This is a genomic window from Brevundimonas sp. KH_025, assembly GCF_057839885.1.
Genome location: NZ_CM174501.1, coordinates 1,172,597 through 1,198,446, shown reverse-complemented (window position 1 = coordinate 1,198,446; position 25,850 = coordinate 1,172,597). Strand labels below are relative to the sequence as shown.

The following is a 25,850-nucleotide window of genomic DNA, read 5'->3' as shown; positions in this document are numbered from 1 at the left end:
CGGAAGGCTGCGAACCTTTGCCCGCCGAACAGCGTTAACGAGCTATTAACGTCGCCGGCAAGGGTGGCCAGGATGGACTTGAGCGTCTCAACGGCGCCGGGCGTTGCCGGACACCTCCCTTCGGCGAAGATCGCGCATCTCCGCCTCCCCTTGATCAGTGACGGGCAGCGGGTGCGCGCCCTCGACATCCTCCTCTCCCTGGCGGCCCTCTGGCTGATCGCCCCCCTGCTTCTGGTGGTCGCGGCGCTGATCTATCTGAGCGACGGCGGCGCGCCGATTTTTCGACACGCGCGGGTCGGCAAGGATGGTCGGATCTTCGGCTGCCTGAAGTTCCGATCCATGATCTGCAATGCCGATGCGGCGCTGGAGGACCTGCTGAGGTCCAATCCCAACGCCCGGGAATCCTGGGAGCGGGACCACAAGCTGCATCGCGACCCGCGCGTCACCCGACTGGGCAAGTTCCTGCGCAAATCCAGCCTCGACGAACTGCCGCAATTGCTGAACGTGCTGCAGGGCGACATGAGCATCGTCGGTCCGCGCCCCATCGTGGCGGGCGAGATCGAACGGTACGGCGGCTATTTCCAACACTATTGCGCGGTGCGTCCCGGCATCACCGGTCTATGGCAGGTCAGCGGGCGCAACGACATGAGCTATCGTCGGCGTGTGGCCTGCGATGTCCTCTATGCGCGAAACAAGTCGCTTCGGACCGATCTCAAGATCATCGTGGCGACCCTGCCCGCCGTCACCTCTGGCCGCGGCTCCTACTGATCACCTGCTAGCCGGCGGCCAGCCGCCTGGAGACACCAGAATGAATGTCGGCGGTCTTGTACGGACAATCTCTGACCACGCTCGCAGGCGAGCGACACGCTGGATCCTGGGGCTCCGCATACGCCTGCGGCATCCGACCCTTTCGAGCGATCCAACCGCCATCTGGGACTACGGCTATGGCGACATCGACGCCATCGAACTCGGCGAACGCGTCTGGGTCGGCGCCTTCACGGAAGTGATCGTTCAGCGCCACGCCAAGTATAGCCGGGTCGAGGGCCGGTTGAGGCTGGCCGACGGCGTCGTCATCTCGACGGGGGTCAATCTCAGGGCGGCAGGCGGCGCGATCCAGGTCGGAGCCGGCTCGGTCCTGAGCCAGCACTGCGTCGTCGTGGCCGCCAATCACCGGCTCGAACCCGGCGTCGCGCGCATCCACACCCCCTGGGACGAGACCCGCTGCGGCGTCGAGATCGGAACCAATGTCTGGGTCGGCGCCCAGTGCGTGGTGCTGCCCGGCGCCCGCATCGGCGACAACGCGGTGATCGCCGCCGGCAGCGTGGTCCGAGGCGAAGTGCCGGCCGGAGAACTCTGGGGCGGCGTTCCGGCCAGCTACATCAAGACGATCGAGTAAGGTCGGTCGGGTCCGCCCGGTGTTGGACGACGACGTCCCGTGACTGAAGGATGGCCTCCGCGGCGCCCCTCGCTGTGCTCCATGCTGCGGTCTGCGAGGCGGAACACCCCGAGCTCAAGGTCAGCCCCTCCGCATCGACAACCGCCCATAGCCAGTCGTCGTCCGGGTCAAAACGAAGTTCAATCGCGAATTCAGAAAAGTCCTTGGGCAGCATGGTCCGCTCCCGTTCCTGGATTTCTCGGTTCCATGAAACAAGACGCGCGCCGGGAACCGAGGTTCCCGCTCCCCTCACGCCGCCAGGGCCACACCCTTCATCGACACGGCGGAATCGGCGAGCAGGGTCGCGTCTACCGGCGTCGCCTTGCCGATCAGCAGGCGCCCGCCCATAAAGTCAGCCGGAGCGTTGACGGATTCGACGCAGACGACCCGGTCGCCCTGCAGGTGGAAGACGGCGAAGCCGCCCGACGCCGGATCACCGCGCACCACCTGACGGTCGGCGTCGAACGGCAGGCCGGCGATCTGAAGTTTCACATCATACTGGTCCGACCAGAACCAGGGGACTTCGGCCGCCGGGGCCGCGCGGCCGACGATGGCGGCGGCGGCCTGCCTGGCCTGCTCCAGGGCGTTGGGCACGCTTTCCAGGCGGTGCATCCGCCCGCCGTGGACCGGGATGGGGCGGTGGCTCACGTCGCCGATGGCGTAGATGGCGGGGTCGCTGGTGCGGGCCGCCTCATCGACGACCACGCCGTTCTCGCAGGCCAGACCCGCCGTCCGCGCCAGGGCTTCGCACGCCAGGGCGCCGACGCCGACAAGGATAGCGTCCGCCGTGATCAGCGATCCGTCGGAAAGCCGGACGCCGCCGTCCTCGAATCCCGAGACTTCGGCTCCGGTCAGGATCTCGACGCCGTGGCGGCGATGCAGGTCGGTGAAGAAGGTCGACAGGGTCTCCGACGCCACGCGGGCCAGCACGCGGTCCATGCGCTCGATCACCACGGCTTCCGCGCCCAGAGCGCGGGCCGAAGCCGCCGCCTCCAGCCCGACATAGCCGCCGCCGACCACGGCCAGACGCTTGCCGGGGGCCAGCGCGCCTTTCAGCCGTTCGGCGTCTTCCAGGGTGCGCAATTCCATCAGGTCGGGCCGGTCCGCGCCCGGAATACCCAGCTTGCGCGCCATTGATCCCGTGGCCAGGATCAACACGTCGTAGGGTTCCACCGTCCCGTCGGCGAAGCTCACGGTCTTGCCCGCAGCGTCGATCTCCGTCGCCGTGACGCCGGTGCGCAGGTCGATCTTCTGCTCGACGTAGAAGCTCTCGGGGCGCAGCAGCAGGTCCTCCAGACCCGCCTCCCCCTTCAGCCAGGCCTTGGACAGGGGCGGCCGCTGATAGGGCGCCGCCTTCTCCTCGCCCGCCAGGACGATCTCGCCCTCAAAGCCATACTGCCTCAGCAGCGCCGCCGCCGAGCCCCCCGCGTGTCCCGCGCCGATAATCAGAACCTTGGTCATGACGGCTGAAACTGAAACGCCCGTACCGACATTTCCCATCCTTGTTCAAAAATACGGCGTCGCTCAGAACGCCTGTTGCACGTACGCGACGAGGTCTCCGTCGCGCAAAAATCGATAGCCCTGCCCCCTCGCCATCAAGTCCATGTCAGCGATCCGGCGCCGCGGGCTCAACGCCAGGGTCTGAAGCCTCTGCCGGATCAGACTGCGCGAACCGGGCGCCCAGGTCATAGGCCTCTCCCGGGAAGGTCATGCGGACGAAGGTGATGCGTTCAGCGCGCCGCCAGGTCCGGCGCTCAAGGGACAGGCAGGCCGCTGCAGGGTCCACGCCCAGGATCAGAGCGGTTGCACGAGATAGGTTCACGGCCCGGATCCTGTGCTCGGCTTCCGTCCATGGAACCCGCTCCAGCAGCCAGGTGCCGGGCGGAACCTCGGTGAAATCGGCGTCCCGGGCCTGGGGCACGGAGGCGAGACTGATCAACCGCTCCTCCAGCGCGAAGGGCCGACCGCTGCTGCGGTGGAGGCAGCGCAGTTCTATGACCTCTCCGGACGCGGCAAGGGCGAGCTCCTCCGCATCGCGCTTGTGCGCCGCCCGAACCTTTCGGGACAGGAGCTCGAAGTCATAAGGTTCGCCGCGATTGAGGATTTCAGCCTGGATGTCGGGAATATCCAGCACGACGGAGTGAATCCGCGGCCGGGCCACAAAGGAGCCGAACCGTCGACGTCGTATGATCATGCCCCGCTCCGCCAGAGGCGCGAGGGCCTTGTTCACGGTCATGCGCGAACAACCGTACTCCAGCATCAGTTCATGCTCGAAGGGGATGCGGAACCCCGGCGACCATTCGCCCGACAGGATGCGGTCGGCGATGTCGGAGCGGATGCGTCGGTGGAGTGTGAGATCCATGGTGTCGGTCCTCCGCTTCATGTCCGATGGGCGAATAGCGCTCTCAGCCTGGGCGCGTTTCGCGCTTCAATCCAACCGGGAAGCGCCGGGGCGCAGAACGCCCCGGCGCAGTCTCAACGGCGGCGCTGCAGCCATTCGACGCCATCATGGATATAGGCGAAATCCTGGCGTCGGAAGGCCGTGAACAACATGATGAAGCCGCTCAGGGCCAACCACAGACAGCCGGTGGCGATGATGATGATCAGCGGATGGTTGAAGCTCTGGCGATCCGTGTAGTCCATGATGTGGATCATCCAGAAGAAGTCCCAGAGCCGCCAGGTGTTGGTCTTGGCGCCGGCGACCTCGCCGGTGACGGCGTTGAGGATCAGGGTCGTCTTCTCCTTGTCCGCGAACTCGACCCGCCAGGCCGGAAGCGCAAAGTCGCGCGTCTCAAGCGTGGGCTTTTCGACCAGAGACACGGAGGTCACAGGCGCAGAGCCGTTGAAGGACGCCACAGCCAGATCCTTGGCGCGGGCGTCATCGATGAGGATGCGGCGACCGTTCACAGGGTCGATCAGCTGGACGCCGGCCGGCGTCGTGGCGGCGTAGACCCAGGCGTCATGAAGAGGACGCAGCTCGATCCTGGAGATCGGCTGACCCACCGACTGGGCGATTTGAGCCAACGGCAGCAAGCCGTCGGGCGTGGGGGAAGGCGGCGCATGGACGATGGACTCATCACCGGCCACCTTGCGGTGATCGATCAGCGCCATGGCGGCGCCGCTGATGGCCCAGAGCAGGAATTGAAGACCCAGGACCAGGCCGAACCATTTGTGCAGTCTGCGGATTAGAAACATCTGATGATCCTCACGCTGCGGCTTTGCGCACGCGGCGCTTGCGGCGGAAGCTGTAGAGCAGGAGCCAGGCCCCGGTGAGGGACGTCACCACCATCATCCAGGTCGCGACCTTGAGCAGGATGTTGTTGACGTTGTCGCGGGTCTCATAGTCCATGATGTGGAACATCCAGACAAAGTCGAACGTGCGCCACAGGTCATGGCGCTTGGCCACGAGTTCACCGGTCTGGGGCGAGATATAGAGGGTGGGCCGCCACAGGCCTTCGAACTGCACCCGCCAGATCGGCGCCGGACGCCCCCTGATCTCGCCGGGGATTTCGTACAGCAGCTCCATTTCGCGGACCCCGCCGTCGCCGGCGTAGATCTGTTCGGCGCGCTGCCGTGCGCCGGCTTCGTCGACCAGGGGCAGCTTCTCACCGGACCGGGCGTCGAACAGGGAGCGGCCGCTCGTCTGGCTGACGATATAGACCGGCTGTCCCAGCTGCTGGTCGAGACGCAGGCTTTGAGCGCCGCCGGCATTCTTGAGAATGACCGCAGGATCGACCAGGCCGCCCATGGAAATCGGTTCGGCGACGGGTGTCCGCACGAGATGATCGCCATGGATGATGTCGATATGGACGGCGGTCATGTAGAGGCCGCTCACGACCCAGAAAAGGGCCTGAACGCCGATGATGAGCGCAAGCCACTTGTGGGCTTTTCGCGCTACGGAAGGCCAGCGCACCATTTGATACTCACTGTTTGGGGGACGTTGAAACACCAGGCGGGAGCCATGGGGGGCCGCCCGGTGTTTCTCGAGGCGGCAGGTTAGTTGAACTGATAGGTCAGGCGGACGTAACCGCGACGGCCGAGCAGGTCGTAGGTCATGGTGTCGGTATTGCCGTCGGTCCAGCTCTGGATGAAGGGCGCCTTCTTGTCGAAGAGGTTGTCGATGCCGAAGGCGATGTCGGCCTTCTCGCCCAGGCGATAGGCGAACTGGGCGTTGTGGTAAAAGAGGTTCGGCGTCTCATAGCCGATGTCGCCCGGCGCGGCGTTGAAGTCCGTGGCCTTGCCGATCAGCTGCACCGAATAGGTCGCCGTCCAGCGATCGTCGACAACCGAGGCGCTGACGTTCGACCGCCAGTGGGGATAGCCGCCGTTGCCGCCGCCGATATGGCCGTCGAAGATGATCGGATCGGCGCCCAGGAAGGGCGTCACGACATATTCGCCGAGATAGGTGGTGTTCCAGTCGAGGCTGGCGCGGCGGTCGCCGAGATCAAAGGCGTAGCGCGCCCCGATGTCGACGCCCTTCATGGTTTCCAGGCCGGCGTTGGTCGGCTGGGCCGAGAGGAAGTTCACTTCGCCGGTCAGGGGACTGCGGGTGAAGTTGTTCGGGCCGCAGAAGGGGTGGTTCATGCCCGGCGAGGCGTAGCAGATGGCCAGCTTGGTGGACCCGGGGATGGAGCGGATCGCGTCCTCGATCTTGATGTCGAAATAGTCGACGGTCAGGGACAGGCCTTTGACCTGCTCAGGTTGCCAGACCAGACCCAGGGTGAGGGTCTCGGCCGTTTCGGGCGAGAGCTTCTGATTGCCGCCGACCGTGGTCAGGACCGTGTTGCCGAGCTGCACATAGTTGGCCGGCACGCCCGAAGCCTGGCAGTTGGCGATCAGGGTCGCGTTTCCGCTGGTGCTGTAGCGGCTGCACGGATCAGTCGTCGTCAGATTGCCCTCTGCAACGCCGCCGAACAGCTCAGGCACGCTCGGAATCCGGAAGCCGGTGCCGAAGGTGGCCCGCAGGCGCAGGCTGTCGATGACGCTCCAGTTCAGGCCCAGCTTGTAGGTGGTGTTGCCGCCGAACAGGTCATAGTCCGAGTAGCGGACGGCCGCGTCGAGCTCGAGCCTCTGGATGAACGGCAGGTCGGACAGGAGCGGCGCCGACAGTTCGACATAGGCTTCCTTGGCCTTGGTCTCGCCGGAAATGGGGTCCTGCTGGTTGGTGTTGGCGATGCCCAGAACGGTCAGGGCGTCAGGATCGCGCCAGCCCTTTTCCTCGCGGTAGACGAGACCCGCCGCGGCGGCGAGCGGGCCGGCCGGGAGCTGGAGCACGGTGCCGGTGACATCGAGCGTCAAGCTGCGCTGCTCGTTGCCGCCGGTGTCGCGCGAGGTGAAGAGGATGTAGTCCAGGACCTCCTGGCTGAGATCGCCGGCGCCCAGATAGTCGCCACAGGGGATGGCCGCGCCCGCCGCGTTGCTGCAGACGGCGGTGTTCAGGGTTTCGCCGACCCGCTGCAGGTTGGCGATATTGGTCATCCCGTCGACGCCGGTGTTGCGTCCCCAGTTGACGGCGGCTTCCCAGGTCCAGTCGCCGGCGATGGCGCCCCGGGCGCCGCCGACGAACCGGTAGGTGTCGGTTTCCTGGAAGAATTGACGCGGTCCCGGTTCGGCGAGACGCCGCGCGATGAGGGTGATGTCCTCGCCCGTCGGGTTGGTCGGATGGGACGCCGCGATCTTCAGGTTCCGCAAGGCCCCTGGCGCTGCGAGCTGGTTGCTTTCCCTGTGGGTGAAGAAGACCTCGCCGAACAGGCTGACAGTGTCCGTCAGCTGGTAGTCGGCCAGGATGGCCGTGCTGAGACGCTCGATCGGCGACACGGCGTTGAGGAAGGGGTTGCCGTTATAGTTATGCTTGGCGGCGTTGTAGGGCTCGAAGAAGTCCCCGTCGCCGCCTGGGATCTGGTTGAAGTTGATCTGCTGGCCGTTGGGAAGCACGGCCCGGCCCCCGAGCGTCGTGGCGCTCGCGACGCAGGCCAGCTTTCCGCCGATCTCGCCCAGGCCGCAGGGGGCGCGGCTCGCCAGGTTGACGGCTTCCGTCTTCTGATAGGTCAGGGCGGCGGTGACCCCGCCGCGGTCGCCGCGCATGCCCCACAACAGGTCGAAGGAGAGGTCCTGGCCGTCGCCTTCGTCCGTGACGCCATACTTGCTTGAGAGCTTGAGGCCCTCGAAATCGTTGATGGTGACGATGTTGACCACGCCGGCGACAGCATCGGCGCCGTAGATGGCGGATGCGCCGTCCTTCAGCACGTCCATTCGGCCGATAATGGCGGTCGGGATCATGTTCAGATCCGGAGCGCTGTTGGCGCCCGTGCCGCCGTTGACGATCCGCCGACCGTTGATCAGCGTCAGGGTCCGGTTGATGCCGAGGCCTCGCAGATTGACCTGCGCCGTGCCGTAGCCGTTGCCGGTCCAGTAGGAGTTCGTCTGATTGCCGGCGGCCCCTGCGGACGAGGGCAGCCGCTGCAGCAGCGCCTCCACGTTCGTGATCCCCGTGCGCTCGATATCCTCGCCGGTGACGACCGTGGCGGGACCGACCCCGCTGATGTCCTGGCGCTTGATCCGGCTGCCCGTGACGACGATTTCGCCGACACTGGTCGTCTCCGCTTCCTGGGCCGATGCGGGCATTCCGCACATGGCGGCGGTGATTACCGCACCTGCGAACAAGAGCCTCTTTTTCGTACGGTTCATGGTCATTCCCCTCGCGTTTCGGCCCAGACGAACCGGTCCTGCACCGCCACGTTCCGGTCGGGTACTGAGGGAGTCAACTCATGTATATACATATGAAGACAGCCAAACCCTCATGCTTCATGCCCGCATTTGCCAGAATTGTGCAAATAACTGATGCATTCTGCACAAAATAAACACAAATTCGTCACCTCGCTCCTTAGCACGGGTTGGACATAACTATTTTACGGCGCACCAAATGATGACGGCTAAACTCATTGTGCGATGCAATATTTCTTACTCGCTCCCGTACTGGTCAATACGCATTCACGAGCCCCCTCCCCTCGAACTAATTGGATCGAAGCGAGAATATTTTTCGGAAGCCCGCGACTCGGTCCTGGACGGCGGAGCCCGACCAGGCTGAGACGGCGCACGCCCGGAGTGAAGTGCGCTCCCCACGGCGGATCCCATGCGGATCACGGGCAGTCTTATCTGGATCGGCAGGCCATAGCCCGACTTGCGCGCATCAATAATTCTATTATCTTGGAACTATGGAATCAGAATCCGCCATCCTTGCTCTGGCCGCCCTGGCGCAGCCGACGCGCCTTGAGACCTTCCGCCTGTTGGTCCGGCACGAACCCGACGGCTTGCCTTCCGGAGAGATCGCGGACGCGCTAGCCGTGCCGGCCAACACCATGTCGGCGCACCTCGGGGTTCTGTCCCGCGCCGGCCTGATCAGTTCGGAGCGTCGCAGCCGATCGATCATCTACCGGGCGAACCTCGACCGCCTCCAGGCGCTGGTCCTGTTCCTGCTGAAGGACTGCTGCCAGGGCCGCGCCGAACTTTGCGAGCCGCTGCTGGCCGAACTCAACCCCTGCCGCACCTGAGGCCCCATGGACGTCGTCATCTATCACAACCCCGCCTGCGGGACGTCGCGCAACACCCTGGCCCTGATCCGCCACGTCGGGATCGAACCCCACGTCGTCGAGTATCTGAAGACGCCGCCCAGCCGCGCCATGATCATGGGACTGGTCGAGCGCATGGGCGTCCCGTTGCGTAGCCTGCTGCGCGAGAAGGGCACGCCCTTCGCCGAACTGGGTCTCGACGACCCAGCCCTGACCGACGATCAACTGCTGGACGCCATCGAAGCCCATCCGGTTCTGCTGAACCGACCGATCGTCGTCTCGCCGCTGGGGGTGAAACTGTGCCGGCCGTCCGAGGCGGTTCTCGATCTCTTGCCGTCCGAAGGCCTGAAGCCCTTCACCAAGGAGGACGGCGAGGTCGTCATCGACGCCGAGGGCCGGAGGGTCCGCTGATGGTCGACGCCGTCATCACTGAACAACCGCGCCGCCTGTCCTTCCTCGACCGTTGGCTGACACTTTGGATTTTCGCCGCCATGGCCGTGGGCGTGCTGTTGGGGACAGTCGTGCCGGGCCTTCCCGCCTGGATCAACGGCCTGTCGGTCGGCACGACCAACATCCCCATCGCCATCGGCCTGATCCTGATGATGTATCCGCCGCTGGCGCGGGTGAAGTACGAGGAACTGCCGCGCGTCTTCGCCGACCGGCGCGTGCTGCTGCTGTCCCTGTTCCAGAACTGGGTGCTGGGGCCGGTGCTGATGTTCGCCCTGGCGGTCATCTTCCTGCGCGATCAACCGGAATACATGACCGGCGTCATCCTGATCGGCCTGGCGCGCTGCATCGCCATGGTGCTGGTCTGGAACCAGTTGGCGCGGGGCGACAACCAGTATGTGGCGGGTCTGGTCGCCTTCAACTCGATCTTCCAGATCGCCTTCTTCAGCCTCTACGCCTGGCTATTCCTGACCGTGCTGCCGCCCCTGTTCGGGCTGGAGAGCAGCGTGGTCGACGTCAGCGTCTGGACCATCGCCGGCGCCGTCCTGGTCTATCTGGGCCTGCCCTTCCTCGGCGGCTTCCTGACCCGGCGGACGCTGGTCGCGAGGAAGGGGAACGACTGGTACGAGACGCGCTTCCTGCCGCGCATCGCGCCGATCACCCTGATCGCCCTGCTATTCACCATCGTCGCCATGTTCAGCCTGAAGGGCGGCGACGTGGTCGCCCTGCCGCTGGACGCCCTGCGCATCGCCGTCCCGCTGACGATCTACTTCTTCGTCATGTTTGTGGTCAGCTTCCTGATGGGACGCCTGATCGAGGCGGACTATCCGCGCACCACGGCCCTGGCCTTCACCGCCGCCTCCAATAATTTCGAACTGGCGATCGCCGTCGCCATCGCCGCCTTCGGGCTGGCCTCTCCGGTCGCCTTCGCCGCCGCCATCGGCCCTCTGGTTGAGGTGCCGGTGCTGATCCTGCTGGTGTCGGTCGCCCTGTGGCTGGGCCGCCGCTACTTCCCCGCCACCGCGCCGAAGAAGGACGCCTGCTGATGGCCTTCCACGCTGTGGCGTTGCCCGAACCCACCTCCGGCCTGGTCGCCGCGCTGGAGGCCGAGGGCCTTCCGACGGACGACCTCCATGAGCCCGGTCGACGCTTCTACCGCTTCGAGGATGACGCCGGGCTGATCGGCTACGGCGGGCTGGAGCAGATCGGCCCCGACGTCCTGATCCGCTCCATGGTCGTCGTCGACAACCGTCGCGGCGGAGGCCACGGCTCAACGATCCTGTCCTGGCTGGAAGCCAGGGCGGCAGAACAGCAAGCCTCCGGCCTCTACCTGCTCACGACCACGGCGACCGCCTTCTTCGAGCGGCACGGCTACACCGCCTTGCCTCGATCAGCCGCGCCGACCGCCATCGCCGCCTCCAGGCAGTTCAGCGCCCTGTGCCCGGCCTCGGCGGCTTTCATGTTCAAGGAGTTGCGTCCCCAATGACCCGCCTTCGCGCCCTGCCCGATCCCGACCACATGCCCGCGCTGGACCCTACCTACCTGTCCAGCCGCCCCGCCCTGGGCCTCGGCCCGAACGATCATCCGCCGCGTATCCTGCTGCTCTACGGCTCGCTGAGGGATCGGTCCTTTTCCCGCCTGTGCGTCGAGGAAGCCGCGCGCCTTCTGCGCTTCATGGGTTGTGAGACGCGCATCTTCGATCCCTCCGACCTGCCTCTGACGGATCAGGTCGACTACGACGACCATCCCGCCGTCCACGAACTGCGCGAACACGCCCTGTGGTCGGAAGGCATGGTCTGGAGCAGCCCCGAGCGCCACGGCCAGATTTCCGGGATCATGAAGCTTCAGATCGACCACCTGCCGCTGAACATGGGCGGCATGCGCCCGACCCAGGGCCGCACCCTGGCGGTCATGCAGGTCTCCGGCGGCTCGCAGAGTTTCAACGCGGTCAACACCCTGCGCCTGCTGGGCCGCTGGATGCGGATGATCACCATCCCCAACCAGTCCAGCGTGGCCAAGGCCTTCATGGAATTCGACGACAACGGCCGCATGAAGCCGTCCAGCTACTACGACCGCATCGTCGACGTGATGGAGGAGCTGGTGCGCTTCACCGTCCTGACCCGCGCCCACGCCGGCCAGTTGGTGGACCGCTATTCCGAGCGGAAGGCGTCAGGCACGCCCATCGATGCGGCCAACGATCTGTCCGCCATCGCGATCAGGTCGGCTTAGCGCCATGAGCCGTCCTTCGGTGTAATCCGCATGTCGAACGGTATGACGAGACGAGTTGTGAAAGGGTGCTGCCCTGCGAAAGAAGCCAAAATGCCGCCGCTGTGGTTGAAGGCGCCCAGGAGATTGGCCGTGTCCAGATGACGTCCGACGACCCTGGCGAGCTTCGCCCTCCGCATCTGAGTTACGCAGCCCTCTTCCTGCAGTTCCTGCGTTTCGGCGCCCTCGCGTTTGGCGGACCGGTCGCCCAGATTGCCATGATCCGGCACAGGCTGATCGACGAAGGCCGGTGGATGTCGAGCGAGCGCTTCAACCGGCTGCTCGCCGTCCTTCAGGTCCTGCCTGGCCCCGAGGCCCACGAGCTCTGCGTCCACCTGGGCATGAGGGCGAGAGGCCGGATCGGCGGCGTCCTGGCCGGGCTCGGCTTCATGCTGCCCGGTCTGGTGCTGATGCTGGGACTGGCCTGGCTCTATTTCTCGATCGGCGTGAAATCGGGCTGGATGACCAGCGCCTTCATCGGGGTCCAGATCGCCGTCCTGGCCGTGATCGTACGGGCCGCCCACCGGATCGGCCGGCACGTCATGGCCGACCGCAGCCTCTGGCTCATCGGCGCCGCCAGTTGCGCGGCCTCGCTGCTGGGCGTGAGCTTCTGGCTGATCCTGCCGGCGGCGGGCCTGGCCTATGCCCTCGCCCAAAGCGGCCGCCGCCTGGCAGCGGCCGCGCTCTTCATCCTGACGCTCTCGATCGGGCTGGCGGTGCGCTACTGGCTCAACGACCACAGCGCCCCACTTGTCACGGCGGCGGGCGTCACGCCGATGAGCGCGTCCGTCGCCGCCCTTTTCTTCACAGGTCTGAAGGCGGGACTGCTGACCTTCGGCGGCGCCTACACCGCCATCCCGGTCATGCGCGCCGACGCCGCGAGAGGCGGCTGGATCAGCGACGGCCAGTTCCTCGACGGCGTCGCCCTGGCCCAGGTGATCCCGGCGCCCCTCATCATCTTCGGCGCCTTCGTCGGCTATGCCGGCGGCGGTTTTCCGGGCGCGCTGGCGCTGACGGCCGGCATCTTCCTTCCAGCCTTCAGCTTTTCTCTCATCTTCTATGATCGCCTCGAACTGGTTCTCGAGAACAGGTCGCTGCACGCCCTGCTGGACGGCGTCGCCGCCGCCGTCGTCGGCCTGATCGTCGCCACCGTCCTTCAGCTGGGGGCCTCTCTGGTCGACACGGTTCCCTACTGGCCGCTGGCCCTGGCGATCTTCGGCGCCGCCCTGGTCGCCGCCTACCGCTGGCGGGCGCAGCTGGCGATCCCCGTCACCCTGGTCCTGGCCGGTCTGGCCGGCGCCCTCGCCTTCTGAGGGTGGTCGCCGTGGGATTGCCCCTGTCGCTGACCGATCCCTAGCCGCAACAGCCCTTGCCATCCTCCTGGATCGGCGGACAGGGCACGTCGGCGTAGGAACAGAAGACGCAGCAGTCGCCGGGCAAGGGCTTCAGCTTCTCGCCGCAACCGAGGCAGTCGTAGAACCAGATGCAGGCGTCAGTGGGCATGGTCTCGGTCGCGACATGACCGCAATGCGGACAGGTCAGCGTGGATTGGAGCAGGATGGTCGCGCTCATTTGACGGGCGCCTCAGGGCTTTCTTTACAACCGCAAGAGCCGTCGATCCGGCATGCGGGCTCGGCCCGACGGGGGCGGTACAGGGCGACGGCCGCCCCGAGAAGAATGACGACCAGTCCCCCGCAGACGACGGCGTCCCAGTTCCTGCCCAGCGCCAGACCGAGACCGCCCAGGGTCGCTCCGCCGATCAGAAGTACGGCTGCCGGCACGGCGCAGCAGACCGCACAGGCGCCGGCCAGACCGAGAACCGCCCATCGCGGCCTGAAGCGGACGCTCATCGCAGAGCCTGCAGCAGGGCCGGTTCAATACGCGGCCACAGCAGGGCGAGCGCCAGCAGACCCGTCGCAATCATCATCATGATGAGGGTGGACCTTGCCGGTCGCAGGCGGCGGCTGAAGGTGCGCCACGCCAGCCAGGCCCAGGCGGCGACCACGATCATCACGGCGACGGCGGTGATCCAGACATGGGCGCCGGACAGCCAGGCCAGGACGCCGCCGAAACCCGCCAGGGCGATGATAGGCAGGGCCAGCGGCACGACGCAGCAGGCCGCACAGGCGACGACCGCCCCTGAGGTCGCCACGATGGAGCCGACGCCGACCGCCTTCTGGTCCACGCCTCCCTTGGCCTGATCGGCCTTGAGCGGCGAACTGGGATTGAGAGACGTCATGATCAACAGCATCCACAGGTTTGGGCCAGGGTCGAGCGACCCACAGAGTTCGAACTGGGCGCAGCGCGCCGATCCGTTGGACGGTTTGTAGGACTTAAAGTAACTTGAGGTTCAAGCCCTATTCGTTGAGGACCCAAATGGACCGCGAGCTTTCGATCGGCGCCCTCGCCAAGCGCAGCGGCGCGACCCCGCCGACGATCCGCTACTACGAACAAATCGGGCTGGTACGCCGGGCCGAGCGCCGTGACGGAGGTCATCGCACCTATGGCGACGCCGATCTCCAGCGACTGACCTTCATCCGTCGATGCCGGGAACTCGGGTTCCCGATCGAGCAGGTCCGCAGTCTGATCGATCTGCTCGAGAACGGCGGCGACCATTCCTGCCTCGATGCGCGCGACCTCGCCCGCCAGAATCTGAACGTCGTCCAGACAAAACTGGCTGAACTCCAGGCGCTCGAAGCTGATTTGTCGAAACTCGTGAGCGACTGCGACGCCGCCTGCGTCAGCGGCCCCAGTCCGAATTGTGCGATCCTGGAAGACCTGGCGCAGACGCGACAGAAGTCGTGCTGCGGACCGAAGGCCGCCTGAGGGACGAGAGAAACGGCCTGGCCAAGCGTCGCCTTCTGGCGCGCGCCCCCTCCCCGCCCGTCTCAGTCTGGCGAAGCTCCGCCCGCTCCAACATCTTGGACAGGCCGCGCTCTTGGGCGTCGCCGCTTCGGAAGCCCGCTCGGATTGGACCAGAAGGTCATGACGGCCAGAGAGCCCAGAAGGGTCAGCGCCACACCCGCGATCGCGACGACGAGCCTGTAGGCCAGGCCCCCGACCTTGGCCGCGTGGAGGGGATACTGGGCGTTGACCACCCGAAGTCCAAGCGGCAGCGCCAGGGCGTCGCGCGTCCCGACGATCCGCCCGTCGGCGGGATCAAACCAGACCTGGGTCCGGCCGTTGGGCAGCCATTCCGCCGCCCGCCGCATCCGCAGGCCGATGAGACCGCCGGGCTTGGTCGGCAGGGAGACGATGCGCGGCTCGGCGTCCGGGAAACGGCCTTGCGCCGCTGTCATCATGGCCGACCAGTCCAGTTCGGCGGACAGCAGCCCTCCCTCATGCTTCGGCTGGGCCATGGCCGCTTCCAGATCCACGCGCGGCGACAGGGCCTTGGCCAGGCCGTCATACAGGGGCGACAGCGCCACGATCGCTCCCGTCGCCAGCACGACGGCCAGCACCGGCGCGCTCCATACCCCCATGTCGCGATGGTGTTTGACGATCCCCGGCCGCTTCCAGGTTCTGGGCAGGACCGCGAGGACGAAGGTCCGCCGCGTCGGCCACCACAGGATCACCCCCGTAATGACGAACCCTAGACCGGCCAGGCCCGCGATGCCGGCGATGGTCTTTCCCGTATCGCCGATCAGCAGATAGTGGTGCAGGTCGAACAGCCAAAGCTCTGGCCGCGCCCACAGGCTATCCCAGCGCGCCACCACCTGACCCGACTGGGCCGCATAGGCCCCGCGCGTCTTGTCCTCATAGTTCAGGCGATGAACGCCCAGCCGATCGTCCGCCAGGATGACCGAACGCGGCCGGTCGGGCGCCGAGAAGGCCCGATCCAGCGCCGCGCCGATGAGTTGGGGGTCCGAAACCCGCGCCTCGGTCGCGTGGGGCACGACGGCGCGCAACCAGTCGTCCTTGAACACCAGAACGGTTCCGGTCAGCCCCAGGACGAACAGCAGCAGGCCGATCAGCCCCCCGGTCCAGCGATGCGCCAGTCGGACCAGACGCATCAGAAGCGACGATCCCACCCGAGGGTGAAGGAACGGCCCCGGCCGGCGAAGTAGCGCAGGTTGTCGGTCGGATTGCTGGTGTCGGAGCTATAGGTCACATAGTCCTCGTTGAAGAGGTTCTGCACCGCCAGTGACACCCCGCCGAAGGCGAAGTCATAGCGCAGATAGGCGTCGGCCACGGTGTAGCCTTCGAAGTTGTTGCGCACGTCGCCGCCTTCGAAGTCCCGCGCCAGATAGGCCTGGACCTGCAGACGGGCCGACAGCGGCCCATTGGCGTAGATCGCCGCCGCATTGATCCGGTCCGGCGAGATATTGGCCCCGTCCAGATCCTGGTCCACCCGGCCGTCGTCATTGGTGTCGGTCTGGCCGCGCAGGCGGGCATAGCCGGTCGAAACCGTCAGCCCCTCGATCGGAGTGCGAGCGCGCAGGTTCAGTTCCAGCCCCTCGATCTCGACCGCCTGACGCTGGACGTCATAGACGCCGTCAGGGTTGCGAACGAGGAATTGCCCCAGGTCCGACGAAGACCAGAAATAGGTTGCCCCGGCCTCGAACGGCCCGCGCTTCACCTCCAGACCGATCTCCTGATTGTCCGAGACCACCGGACTGATGTCGAGGAAGCTGTCGACCTTGACCCCGTCCACGTTGATCGAGCGCAGGATGCGGCCGACGTCCGGCACCGTGTAGCCCTCGGCGTAGCTGGCGTAGGCGCGCACCCCGTCCAGGGGCTCATAGACCACGCCGCCGTTGACCAGGGTGGCCTCGAACTTGGGCTTGCCGCCCGTCACCCGGCGCGAGCCGTAGGAGGCCAAGGTGGTGAAGTCATTGACCGACAGCTCGACGTTTTCCTGACGCACGCCCCCGGCCAGGCGCACCTTGCCGTCGAACAGGCGCATGTTGGCCTGAACGAAAGGCGCGACGCTCTGGAACTCGGTCGGCGGCACCCAGGCGCGGTTGGTGGCGATCAGAAGCTGTTCGGTGCGATCCTTCAGGGTATCCAGACCCAGGGTCGCGGTCAGGCCCGGCACACCCGGCACGGCCCGCTCATAACTGGCGCGCGCGCCCAGCTTGCGCGAGCGGTTCGACGACTGGTCGAACAGGGTGCCGATCGGCGCGATGCTGGCGTCCTGCATGGTGGCGGAACGGTCGCCGCCGAAGGTGTCGCGCGTGCGGTTGAAAAAGACCTGGGCGCTAAAGTCGCCGCCCCACAGGTCGCTGTCGGTCAGAGAAGCCGAAACCGTCTCGACCCGGTTTCCGGCGGGCTCGCCCTCGATCTGGCCGCGCTCGCTGCTGGCCGGACGGCCGATGTTGCGATCGCCAGGGACACGGACATAGTCGCCGTCGCCCTTCAGCTCGAACCGGTTGGCCAGCAGGTCCAGCCTCACCGTGTCCGTCAGATCCCAGCCGAAGCGCCCGAAGAAGGACAGGGCCTTGGAATCCTGCACCTCGCCCTGGGTGTTGTCGACGCCGACCCGGCGGCCGTTGGCGTCATAGAAGGCGCCACGCTGATCATAGGCGACGCCGAAAACGCCGTCGAAATCACCGTGGCGATAGGCCGCCAGACCGCCCAGCTTGGCCCCGACGCCATCACCTTCCGGCCCGCCCGAGCTGGACACCTGGGCCAGCATCCGCCCGGTCAGGCCGTCCTCGGTCGGCGCACCGACCGTCACCTGATTGACCACGCCGCCGGTCGCGCCGATGCCCTGCAGGGCGTTGGAGCCGTAGATCAGCTCGACCCGGTCCACGAAGAAGGGGTCGATCGTGTAGCCGTCGCGCGAGCCGTCCCGGATCGGCGTCGATTGCGGAATGCCGTTGATGGCGAACAGCGGCGAACGACCGCGCAGGCTCTCGCCCGAGCCGGTCAGCTTCTGCCGCGTCGGCGAGAAGGACGGCGACAGGGTCGCGACCGCGTCGATCACCGAGCCGCTGATGGCCACCTGTTCCGACAGGGCCTTGCGGTCGATGACCTCCACCGTCATCGGCAGCGCGCTGGCTGGCAGGATGGTCCGCGCCGCCGTCACCACCACCTCGTCGACCGTGCTGACCGCCGGCTCCTGCCGCACCGTCTGGGCGGCGGCGGTCGATGCGAGGGCCGTCCCTGCCAGCAAGGCAGCGGCAAGGCTATAGGATCGGCGCGGCAACGGGGCGGTCGAGGGGAAGGACATCGGAGGCTCCTGAAGAAGCCCCGCGCTTAAATGCAATTGCGAGCGATTTGCAACACCAAACTACCCGAACTGCGGATTGCGCAATGTGGGTATGGCGACCCAGCCTCATAAAGTCCTGCCTAGAGCGGCGCGCCAGGTCACCGAAGCGCACGCATGCGAGAACTTGATCAAACTCGGATGATCGCCTCGGCTCAGAACACCTCCTAGGGCTCCAAACCGGTTCAGGACATTTCAGCGAAATCCGCAGAAACTGCCCCCCTATTGCCCCCCTTGACCCAAATTACTCCGAACCCGGAACAATCTGACTCAACAAAATCGGCATAATATACTGATTTTGCTAGGAAAATTTGGTAGGCGGCGACGGGTTCGAACCGCCGACCCTCTCGGTGTAAACGAGATGCTCTGACCAGCTGAGCTAGCCGCCCACAAGGTGACACGTGACGTTGCGCGTCAGGCGCGCTTATTGCCCGTCTCCGCTCAGCCGTTCAAGGCGCTTTTCAATCCTTCCCCAACCCGGAAGCGCGCGGTGCGCGAGGCTGGACGCGCGATGGTCTCGCCCGTTTGCGGATTGCGGGCCGTCCCTGCCTTGCGCTCCACCGCGATGAAGCTGCCGAAACCGACCAGACGCACGTCGCGGCCGCGCGTCAGCGAACTCGTCACATTGTCGGTGAAGGCCTCCAGCGCCAGCTTGGCCTGGTCGCGGCTGATGCCCGCCGCCTCGGCCATGACGCCGATCAACTCCGCCTTGGTCATAATTTCGCTCCCCAGCATTTTCCCGGGCGCACTTAAAGCCTTCCTGACGCTGACGTCAAAAAGCAACGCGGCCCGGGTTCCCCCGGGCCGCGCGCTGGTCTGTTCTTGCATGGCCGCCTAGTGGCTGACGGCGGATCCGTCCTGGGTCGGCGGCGCCTGCGGCGTGGGCAGCAGCGGCTCGGCCGCCTCGTCCCATTCGACCGGCGTCAGGGCGCCCGTCAGCGCCCATCGCAAGGCTTCGTCCGCGGTCGAGATCGGCACGATCTCCAGCGCCGACTTCACGTTCTCCGGCACGTCCTCCAGATCCTTTTCGTTCTCCTGAGGGATCAGCACCGTCTTCACGCCCGACCGCAGCGCGGCCAACAGCTTCTCCTTCAGCCCGCCGATGGCGGTGACCCGGCCGCGCAGGGTGATCTCGCCGGTCATGGCGATGTCCTTGCGGATCGGGATGCCGGTCAGGACCGAGACCATGGCCACCGTCATGGCTACGCCGGCCGAGGGGCCGTCCTTGGGCGTCGCGCCGTCCGGAACGTGCACGTGGATGTCGGTCTTCTCGAACACCGGCGGCTTGACGCCGAAGCTGAGGGCGCGGCTGCGGACGTAGGAGGCGGCGGCGGAGATCGACTCCTTCATCACCTCCTTCAGGTTGCCGGTCACGGTCATGCGGCCGCGGCCCGGCATCTTGATCGCCTCGATGGTCAGGATGTCGCCGCCGAACTCGGTCCAGGCCAGGCCGGTGACGATGCCCACCTGATCCTCGGCGTCCGTCTCGCCATAGCGGAACTTCTTCACGCCCGCGTATTCGGCCAGCTTGGCCCCATCGACGGTGATGGAGACGGCCTTGGTCTTGGCCATCTCGCGCACGGCCTTGCGGGCCAGACCGCCCAGGGCGCGTTCCAGCGAACGCACGCCGGCTTCACGCGTGTAGTAACGGATCAGGTCGTGGATCGTCTCTTCCGGGACGATCAGCTCGCCTTCCTTCAGCCCGTGGTCCTTGAGCTGTTTCGGCAGGACGTGGCGCTTGGCGATCTCGACCTTTTCGTCCTCGGTGTAGCCGCTGACCCGGATGATCTCCATCCGGTCCATCAGAGGCTGAGGCATGTTCAGGCTGTTGGCCGTCGTCACGAACATGACCTGCGACAGGTCGTACTCGACCTCCAGATAGTGGTCGCCGAAGGTCGAGTTCTGCGCCGGGTCCAGCACTTCCAGCAGGGCCGAGGACGGGTCGCCGCGCCAGTCGGCGCCCAGCTTGTCGATCTCGTCCAGCAGAACGAAGGCGTTGGTCGTCTTCGCCTTCTTCATCGACTGGATGATCTTGCCGGGCATGGAGCCGATGTAGGTGCGGCGGTGGCCGCGGATTTCGGCTTCGTCGCGTACGCCGCCCAGCGACATGCGGACGTACTCACGCCCCGTCGCCTTGGCGATGGACTGGGCCAGCGAAGTCTTACCGACGCCGGGAGGGCCGACCAGGCACAGGATCGGACCCTTCAGGCTGCCGGTGCGCGCCTGGACCGCCAGATACTCGATGATCCGTTCCTTGACCTTCTCGAGGCCGTAGTGGTCCTCCTCGAGGATGTCCTCGGCCTTTTGCAGGTCGATGGGCTTGGTCTTGGCCTTGCCCCAAGGGATCGACAGCAGCCAGTCGAGGTAGTTCCGCACCACGGTCGATTCCGCCGACATCGGCGACATGTTGCGCAGCTTCTTCAGCTCCGCATCGGCCTTGGCGCGCGCTTCCTTGGACAGCTTGGTCTTGCGGATGCGCTTTTCGAGTTCCAGCAGTTCGTCGCGCGTGTCGTCGGTCTCGCCCAGCTCGCGCTGGATCGCCTTCATCTGCTCGTTCAGATAATATTCGCGCTGGGTCTTCTCCATCTGGCGCTTCACGCGCGAGCGGATCTTCTTCTCGACCTGAAGGACGCTGATCTCGCCCTCCATCAGGCCATAGACCTTCTCCAGGCGCGCCGGCACGGCGATGGTTTCCAGCAACCCCTGCTTGTCGGCGATCTTCACTGACAGGTGGGCGGCCACGCTGTCCGCCAGCTTGGACGGGTCGCTGATCTGGGGAATGGAGCTGAGGGCCTCGGGCGGGACCTTCTTGTTCAGCTTCACATAGTTTTCGAACTGCTCGATCACCGCGCGCAGCAGGGCTTCGCTCTGCGAGGCGTCGCCTTCCTCGTCGGCGATCTCGACGGCCTCGGCCTCGTAATAGTCCTCGCGATCGGTGAAGCGCGTCAGGCGGGCGCGGCCCTTGCCCTCGACCAGCACCTTCACGGTGCCGTCGGGCAGCTTCAGCAGTTGCAGGACGGTGGCCAGGACGCCGGTCTGATAGATGGCGTCAGCCGCCGGATCGTCGTCGACGGAGTTCTTCTGGGTGGCGAGCAGGATCTGCTTGTCGCCCTTCATGATCTCGTCGAGCGCCCGCACGGACTTCTCGCGGCCGACAAACAGCGGCACGACCATGTGCGGAAAGACGACGATGTCTCTCAGCGGCAGGACGGGGAGGATTTTGCTCTCGGTCATGATGCGTACTTTCCAGGGCCTTCGGAGATCTCCGGCCCGCCGCCCTGAAACGCCTCGGCGCGAATGCCCAGACTTCTCAGAACGACCCGCCGATTCCGGCGGCCTTCGTGTGAGTATGTGGTTCGTGGGACGCCCGGTTCAAGCGTGGCGGTCGGATGGCCCACAGAAGCGTGGTTCAACGGCCACGGTGGACGACCCGTTCGGCTCTGACCAGCCTTGAGGCCGGTTCATGCCTTGTGGACGGATAACGACGCGATCCTGTCCCGGACGGTCTGTGGCGCCGAGGCCGCACATCGGCCCCTCAGAATGGAAAAGGGGGCGGGCCGTCGCCGGCGCCGCCCCCTTCCGACTGCGCGTCGCCCGATCAGGCGGCGCCTTCGGCCTTCTTCTTGGAGCTTTCCGAGTAGATCAGCAGCGGCTGGGCGCGGCCCTCGATCACCTCGGCGTTGACCACGACTTCCTCGACGCCTTCGAAGGTCGGCAGTTCGAACATGGTCTCCAGCAGGATGCCTTCCAGGATGGAACGCAGGCCGCGGGCGCCGGTCTTGCGGGTGATCGCCTTCTTGGCCACCGCCGACAGGGCGTCGTCGGTGAAGGTCAGCGTCACGTTCTCCATCTCGAACAGGCGCTTGTACTGCTTGACCAGGGCGTTCTTCGGCTCGGTCAGGATGGTGACCAGCGCCGCTTCGTCCAGGTCTTCCAGCGTCGCCAGAACCGGCAGACGGCCGATGAACTCGGGGATCAGGCCGAAACGCATCAGGTCGTCCGGCTCGACGCCCTTGAGGATGTCGCCCGTGCGGCGCTCGTCGATTTCCTTGACCTTGGCGCCGAAGCCGATCGAGGCCCCTGCCCCGCGCGCCGAGATCACCTTTTCAAGGCCGGCGAAGGCGCCGCCGACGATGAACAGGATGTTGGCGGTGTCGACCTGCAGGAACTCCTGCTGCGGATGCTTGCGGCCGCCTTGCGGAGGCACGGAGGCGACGGTGCCTTCCATGATCTTCAGCAGGGCCTGCTGCACGCCTTCGCCCGACACGTCGCGGGTGATCGACGGGTTGTCCGACTTGCGCGAAATCTTGTCGATTTCGTCGATGTAGACGATGCCGCGTTGAGCCCGCTCGACGTTGTAGTCCGACGCCTGAAGCAGCTTCAGGATGATGTTCTCGACATCCTCGCCCACGTAACCGGCTTCGGTCAGGGTCGTGGCGTCGGCCATGGTGAACGGCACGTCGATGATGCGCGCCAGCGTCTGGGCCAGCAGCGTCTTGCCCGAGCCGGTCGGCCCGATCAGCATGATGTTCGACTTGGCCAGTTCGACGTCGTTGTTCTTCGTCGCGTGGTTCAGGCGCTTGTAGTGGTTGTGGACGGCGACGCTCAGCACCTTCTTGGCGTGGCTCTGGCCGATCACATAGTCGTCCAGGACGTCGCGAATCTCCTTCGGAGTCGGAACGCCGTCCTTGGTCGTCTTGAAGGCGATCTTGTGCTCTTCGCGGATGATATCCATGCACAGCTCGACGCATTCATCACAGATGAACACCGTCGGTCCGGCGATGAGCTTGCGCACCTCGTGCTGGCTCTTTCCACAGAAAGAGCAGTAGAGCGTGCTTTTGGCGTCTGTGCCGGCGGCTTTGGTCATAGACCCTTCTCACTCCCGCGATCCGGCCCGACATGGGACGGAAGGCGCTTACCTCGTGGTCGATCCGTGAATCTATGCACGAAGGTCTTCAAAAAAAGACAATCACCCATCACACGTTCCGCCACAACCCTGTTGCGACACGACAATGCGCGAACAGGGACGGACAGGACAGTTTCTATGGGGATCACGGCTAATGTCTGACATGGGCGCCGCACAATCGTTTCGCCAGTCCCCTGCCGGGGACCGCCCCATCGTCGCCTTCGACTTCGACGGCACCCTGACGATTCGCGACAGCTTCACCGCCTTCCTGCGCTGGCGGGCCGGCGCGGGCGGCTGGGCGATCGGTCTGGCGAAGATGGCGCCGGCGCTGGCGGCCTATGTCGGCGACCGCGACCGGGGCCGGATCAAGGCCGCCTCGGTGCGCGAGTTCCTGCTGGGCGTGGAGCGCCAGACGCTGGAGGCCGAGGCCGAACGCTATGCCGCCGAAGTCTGGGACCGCTTCATGCGCGCTGACGCCCTCGCCTGCTGGAACGCCTGGGGCGAGAAGGGCGCGCACCGCGTCATCGTCACCGCCTCGCCGGAAACGACCGTGGCCCCCTTCGCCCGCCGCCTGGGCGCCGAGGGCCTACTGGGCACCCAGTTGGCGTTTGACGCGCAAGACCGCGTCACGGGCGCCTTCACGGGCGAGAACTGCCGGGGCGAGGAAAAGGTGCGCCGTCTGCGCGCCGCCTATGGAGCGGACATGACGCTGGCCGCCGCCTATGGCGACACCTCGGGCGACACGGAAATGATCGCCATCGCCGAGGAAAAGGGCTTCCGCGTCTTCCACGGCCGCCCCTGAAGGCCGGCCCCAAGGACTACCCTGAGGACTAGCCCTGGCGATCAGCGGCCATCGGCGTCCACGTCGAAGACCACGGCCTTGCCGCGCGAGGTGGGGTTCCACCCCGCCTCCATGGCCGAGGTCACAGCGTTGCGTACGGCGTCGACGTTGACGCGCTGCTTCTCCAGGTCGGGCCGGCCGTTGGCGCGCATGGGCATGGGGAACTGGATGATGGCCTCGCGCTGGAAGTCCACCAGGCGCAGACTGACGGCCATCCCCTCCCATTGTCCCCCGGACTTGGGCTGGGGCTGGCGGCGGACCTCCCACTCATAGATGTCGCCGTCGACTTCGACCGTGCCTTTGGAATCGCGCGTGTATTGCATGGGCGCCTGATAGCACGAAAGCCGCGCACCTTGATCGTCAGCGGCTCAAAACGATTCGAGGCGGAGCCCGTCGCCGGACCCCGCCTCGCTGATCGTCGCAGGCTAAGCCTTTGCGGGCTTAGGGCGCCTTCACGCCGTCGTCGTTGGCCTGAGCGCGCTTGTCATAGACGTGATCGACGATGCCCCAGGCCTTGGCTTCCTCGGCGGTCATGAAGTGGTCGCGGTCCAGGGTGCGCTCGACTTCCTCATAGGTCCGGCCGGTGTGGTGGACATAGATCTCGTTCAGGCGACGCTTGGTGGCGATGATGTCCTCGGCGTGGCGCTCGATGTCCGAGGCCGTGCCGCGGAAGCCGCCCGAGGGCTGGTGCACCATGACGCGCGCATTCGGCAGGGCGATGCGCTGGCCGGCTTCACCGGCCGTCAGGATCAGCGAACCGGCCGATGCGGCCATGCCCATGACCACGGTCGAGACCGGCGACTTGATGTATTGCATGGTGTCGTAGATCGCGAGCGCCGACGTCACCTGACCGCCGGGGCTGTTGATGTACATGCTGATTTCCTTTTTCGGGTTTTCCGATTCCAGGAACAGCAGCTGGGCACAGATCAGCGAGGCCATGCCGTCCTCGAACGGGCCGGTCAGGAAGATGATCCGCTCGCGCAGCAGGCGCGAAAAGATGTCGAACGACCGTTCGCCGCGGCTGGATTGCTCCACCACCATCGGCACCAGGTTGTTGGAGATGTAGTCGATCGGATCGCGCATGAAGGCCTTTTTCGAATTCTGTCGGCGCGACTCGCTGCCGCGACCTCAGTCGCCAAGATATCACCACCCGACCCGCGACGCGCAAGGCCGGGTCGGGCGGACTTCTGCGAGAACGTCAGTCCTGCGGCTCGTTGACGGCCGCGGCGCCCTTCCGGTCACGCGCCATCAAGCCGCGAACTTCGCCGGTTTGATGGACGGCTGCGCCCTGATTCAGCTCCGCAGCATACAGGGCCTTGAGATAGGCCATGTCCCAATCGGTTAGCCCCTCGGTCGCCGCAGGATGCGAGAACAGGCCCAGCACCGAATCATAGCCGCTGATGTCCGCGTCGGGATCGACCTGGGAGAAGGCCACCATGGCGGCGTAATCCGCAATCTGCCGGAAATTCAGCCCATCCGTCTTGGTCAGATCCAGGATGATGATCACCCGATTGAGATCGTTCCGGATCGCGGTCCGCAGGCGGCCCGAGGTGGTCCTTTCGATCCTGATCGGCTCCTCGTCCTCCGGAAGCCGGACAGCTCGCGTTCCCGTCTGGGCATCCACCGGCACGCTGATGTGCCACCAACGCACGGGCGCCTCGCTGTTCTGGAACGCATCCAGCGCGGCCCGGCTGCGGTTCATGCCCGAGCCGCCGGGCCAGAACACGCGGGGACGGGCATCCACCAGACCCCGTGCCATGCCCGCCCCGTCAGGCGAGCCGATGATCAGAATATTCGGTCGGCACCCCGGTTCGCCTATCTCAAGCCCCACCTCAAGGGCGACCTGGGAAACCCGATCGACGACATACTGTGCGGCCTCGCCCCGGATATTGGCCACGCCAACGCAGATGCTGTCCCGCCAACGCGCCGGCCCCCGGCCGCTGGGCGCCGCGATGACCTCGTCAATGAACCCGCTGACCTGTTCGTCGATACGTCGCCCCTGCACGACGATATCGCCAAGCTCGGTAGCCTCCTGATCAGCGCTCGCGCCCGATCGGGGCCGCTCCTGATCGACGGGCGCCGAGAACAACGCCAGTCCCATCATCCCTGCCGCAAGCCACGCCATCCGACCACCTCCGCATCTCAACGTTCTTCAAGGAAGCAGCCAAAAGAATAGG

Annotated in this window: 25 protein-coding genes and 1 tRNA gene; 10 read left to right on the top strand and 16 right to left on the bottom strand. The window is 65.9% G+C overall.

Features of this window, described 5'->3' with window-relative positions:
• The first annotated feature begins 72 nt into the window (after positions 1-72).
• Both AC3IS2_RS06080 and AC3IS2_RS06075 read left to right on the top strand, forming a co-directional pair.
• Positions 73-768, top strand: a complete 696-nt coding sequence (locus tag AC3IS2_RS06080) for a sugar transferase (RefSeq protein ID WP_489199758.1) — start codon at positions 73-75, stop codon at positions 766-768.
• Positions 769-808: 40 nt separating this feature from the next.
• A complete protein-coding gene (locus tag AC3IS2_RS06075; protein WP_489199757.1) occupies positions 809-1,396 on the top strand; it encodes an acyltransferase in 588 nt (195 codons plus the stop codon).
• A gap of 288 nt (positions 1,397-1,684) precedes the next feature.
• Here AC3IS2_RS06075 and AC3IS2_RS06070 read toward each other — a convergent pair whose 3' ends face one another.
• The 5 genes from AC3IS2_RS06070 to AC3IS2_RS06050 form a co-directional block, all read right to left on the bottom strand.
• Positions 1,685-2,896 carry an NAD(P)/FAD-dependent oxidoreductase gene (locus AC3IS2_RS06070; RefSeq protein WP_489199756.1) on the bottom strand — a complete coding sequence of 404 codons (1,212 nt, stop codon included), beginning with the start codon at positions 2,894-2,896 and terminating at the stop codon, positions 1,685-1,687.
• Positions 2,897-3,041: 145 nt separating this feature from the next.
• Positions 3,042-3,818: a histidine utilization transcriptional repressor HutC gene (gene hutC, locus AC3IS2_RS06065; protein WP_489199754.1), complete on the bottom strand. Its 777-nt coding sequence runs from the start codon at positions 3,816-3,818 to the stop codon at positions 3,042-3,044.
• A 92-nt stretch (positions 3,819-3,910) separates the two neighbouring features.
• A complete protein-coding gene (locus AC3IS2_RS06060; protein ID WP_331033301.1) occupies positions 3,911-4,630 on the bottom strand; it encodes a PepSY domain-containing protein in 720 nt (239 codons plus the stop codon).
• 10 nt (positions 4,631-4,640) lie between these two features.
• Entirely contained in the window at positions 4,641-5,351 is a 711-nt protein-coding gene (locus tag AC3IS2_RS06055; RefSeq protein ID WP_331033302.1) for a hypothetical protein, read from the bottom strand.
• Positions 5,352-5,431: 80 nt separating this feature from the next.
• Complete coding sequence (locus tag AC3IS2_RS06050) at positions 5,432-8,122, bottom strand: TonB-dependent receptor (protein WP_489199753.1); 2,691 nt, start codon at positions 8,120-8,122, stop codon at positions 5,432-5,434.
• Positions 8,123-8,649: 527 nt separating this feature from the next.
• On the opposite strand from AC3IS2_RS06050, the gene AC3IS2_RS06045 reads away from it, so the two are divergent.
• The 6 genes from AC3IS2_RS06045 to chrA all read left to right on the top strand — a co-directional run bounded on the left by AC3IS2_RS06045 (position 8,650) and on the right by chrA (position 13,028).
• Entirely contained in the window at positions 8,650-8,985 is a 336-nt protein-coding gene (locus tag AC3IS2_RS06045) for an ArsR/SmtB family transcription factor (protein ID WP_489199752.1), read from the top strand.
• Between the two features lie 6 nt (positions 8,986-8,991).
• The gene (gene arsC, locus AC3IS2_RS06040; protein ID WP_489199751.1) at positions 8,992-9,414 is read left to right on the top strand and encodes an arsenate reductase (glutaredoxin); all 423 of its coding nucleotides are present in this window, start codon (positions 8,992-8,994) and stop codon (positions 9,412-9,414) included.
• Positions 9,414-10,496, top strand: coding sequence for an ACR3 family arsenite efflux transporter (gene arsB / locus AC3IS2_RS06035; protein WP_489199750.1), 1,083 nt, complete (start codon positions 9,414-9,416; stop codon positions 10,494-10,496). Before arsC ends, arsB begins: the two co-directional genes overlap by 1 nt.
• Complete coding sequence (gene arsN2, locus AC3IS2_RS06030; protein WP_489199749.1) at positions 10,496-10,936, top strand: arsenic resistance N-acetyltransferase ArsN2; 441 nt, start codon at positions 10,496-10,498, stop codon at positions 10,934-10,936. The genes arsB and arsN2 overlap by 1 nt, the downstream gene beginning before the upstream one ends.
• The gene (arsH, locus tag AC3IS2_RS06025) at positions 10,933-11,679 is read left to right on the top strand and encodes an arsenical resistance protein ArsH (RefSeq protein ID WP_331032564.1); all 747 of its coding nucleotides are present in this window, start codon (positions 10,933-10,935) and stop codon (positions 11,677-11,679) included. The genes arsN2 and arsH overlap by 4 nt, the downstream gene beginning before the upstream one ends.
• Positions 11,680-11,816: 137 nt before the next feature.
• Complete coding sequence (gene chrA / locus AC3IS2_RS06020; RefSeq protein ID WP_489199748.1) at positions 11,817-13,028, top strand: chromate efflux transporter; 1,212 nt, start codon at positions 11,817-11,819, stop codon at positions 13,026-13,028.
• Between the two features lie 40 nt (positions 13,029-13,068).
• Here chrA and AC3IS2_RS06015 read toward each other — a convergent pair whose 3' ends face one another.
• Positions 13,069-13,287 carry a GDCCVxC domain-containing (seleno)protein gene (locus tag AC3IS2_RS06015; protein ID WP_331032562.1) on the bottom strand — a complete coding sequence of 73 codons (219 nt, stop codon included), beginning with the start codon at positions 13,285-13,287 and terminating at the stop codon, positions 13,069-13,071.
• A gap of 274 nt (positions 13,288-13,561) precedes the next feature.
• Entirely contained in the window at positions 13,562-13,954 is a 393-nt protein-coding gene (locus tag AC3IS2_RS06010; RefSeq protein WP_489199747.1) for a hypothetical protein, read from the bottom strand.
• A gap of 137 nt (positions 13,955-14,091) precedes the next feature.
• Here AC3IS2_RS06010 and AC3IS2_RS06005 point away from each other — a divergent pair, with 137 nt between their 5' ends.
• Positions 14,092-14,541 carry a MerR family transcriptional regulator gene (locus tag AC3IS2_RS06005; RefSeq protein ID WP_489199746.1) on the top strand — a complete coding sequence of 150 codons (450 nt, stop codon included), beginning with the start codon at positions 14,092-14,094 and terminating at the stop codon, positions 14,539-14,541.
• A 62-nt stretch (positions 14,542-14,603) separates the two neighbouring features.
• Here AC3IS2_RS06005 and AC3IS2_RS06000 read toward each other — a convergent pair whose 3' ends face one another.
• From AC3IS2_RS06000 to clpX, 6 genes are all read right to left on the bottom strand, one after another.
• Positions 14,604-15,728, bottom strand: coding sequence for a PepSY-associated TM helix domain-containing protein (locus AC3IS2_RS06000; protein ID WP_489199745.1), 1,125 nt, complete (start codon positions 15,726-15,728; stop codon positions 14,604-14,606).
• Positions 15,728-17,890 (bottom strand): TonB-dependent receptor, encoded by a 2,163-nt coding sequence (locus AC3IS2_RS05995; RefSeq protein ID WP_489199744.1) that lies wholly within the window; start codon positions 17,888-17,890, stop codon positions 15,728-15,730. Before AC3IS2_RS05995 ends, AC3IS2_RS06000 begins: the two co-directional genes overlap by 1 nt.
• 348 nt (positions 17,891-18,238) lie before the next feature.
• Positions 18,239-18,315: transfer RNA gene (locus AC3IS2_RS05990), tRNA-Val, on the bottom strand.
• A gap of 52 nt (positions 18,316-18,367) precedes the next feature.
• Entirely contained in the window at positions 18,368-18,646 is a 279-nt protein-coding gene (locus tag AC3IS2_RS05985) for an HU family DNA-binding protein (protein WP_489200107.1), read from the bottom strand.
• Between the two features lie 114 nt (positions 18,647-18,760).
• Positions 18,761-21,160, bottom strand: a complete 2,400-nt coding sequence (lon, locus tag AC3IS2_RS05980) for an endopeptidase La (protein ID WP_489199743.1) — start codon at positions 21,158-21,160, stop codon at positions 18,761-18,763.
• Positions 21,161-21,524: 364 nt separating this feature from the next.
• Complete coding sequence (clpX, locus tag AC3IS2_RS05975) at positions 21,525-22,793, bottom strand: ATP-dependent Clp protease ATP-binding subunit ClpX (RefSeq protein WP_292037519.1); 1,269 nt, start codon at positions 22,791-22,793, stop codon at positions 21,525-21,527.
• Between the two features lie 193 nt (positions 22,794-22,986).
• On the opposite strand from clpX, the gene AC3IS2_RS05970 reads away from it, so the two are divergent.
• A complete protein-coding gene (locus AC3IS2_RS05970) occupies positions 22,987-23,634 on the top strand; it encodes an HAD-IB family hydrolase (RefSeq protein ID WP_489199742.1) in 648 nt (215 codons plus the stop codon).
• Positions 23,635-23,675: 41 nt separating this feature from the next.
• Here the strand turns inward: AC3IS2_RS05970 and AC3IS2_RS05965 are convergent, their stop codons facing one another.
• The 3 genes from AC3IS2_RS05965 to AC3IS2_RS05955 form a co-directional block, all read right to left on the bottom strand.
• Entirely contained in the window at positions 23,676-23,996 is a 321-nt protein-coding gene (locus tag AC3IS2_RS05965; RefSeq protein WP_489199741.1) for a hypothetical protein, read from the bottom strand.
• 118 nt (positions 23,997-24,114) lie between these two features.
• Entirely contained in the window at positions 24,115-24,756 is a 642-nt protein-coding gene (locus AC3IS2_RS05960; RefSeq protein ID WP_489199740.1) for an ATP-dependent Clp protease proteolytic subunit, read from the bottom strand.
• A 115-nt stretch (positions 24,757-24,871) separates the two neighbouring features.
• A complete protein-coding gene (locus AC3IS2_RS05955) occupies positions 24,872-25,798 on the bottom strand; it encodes a hypothetical protein (RefSeq protein WP_489199739.1) in 927 nt (308 codons plus the stop codon).
• Positions 25,799-25,850 lie beyond the last annotated feature (52 nt).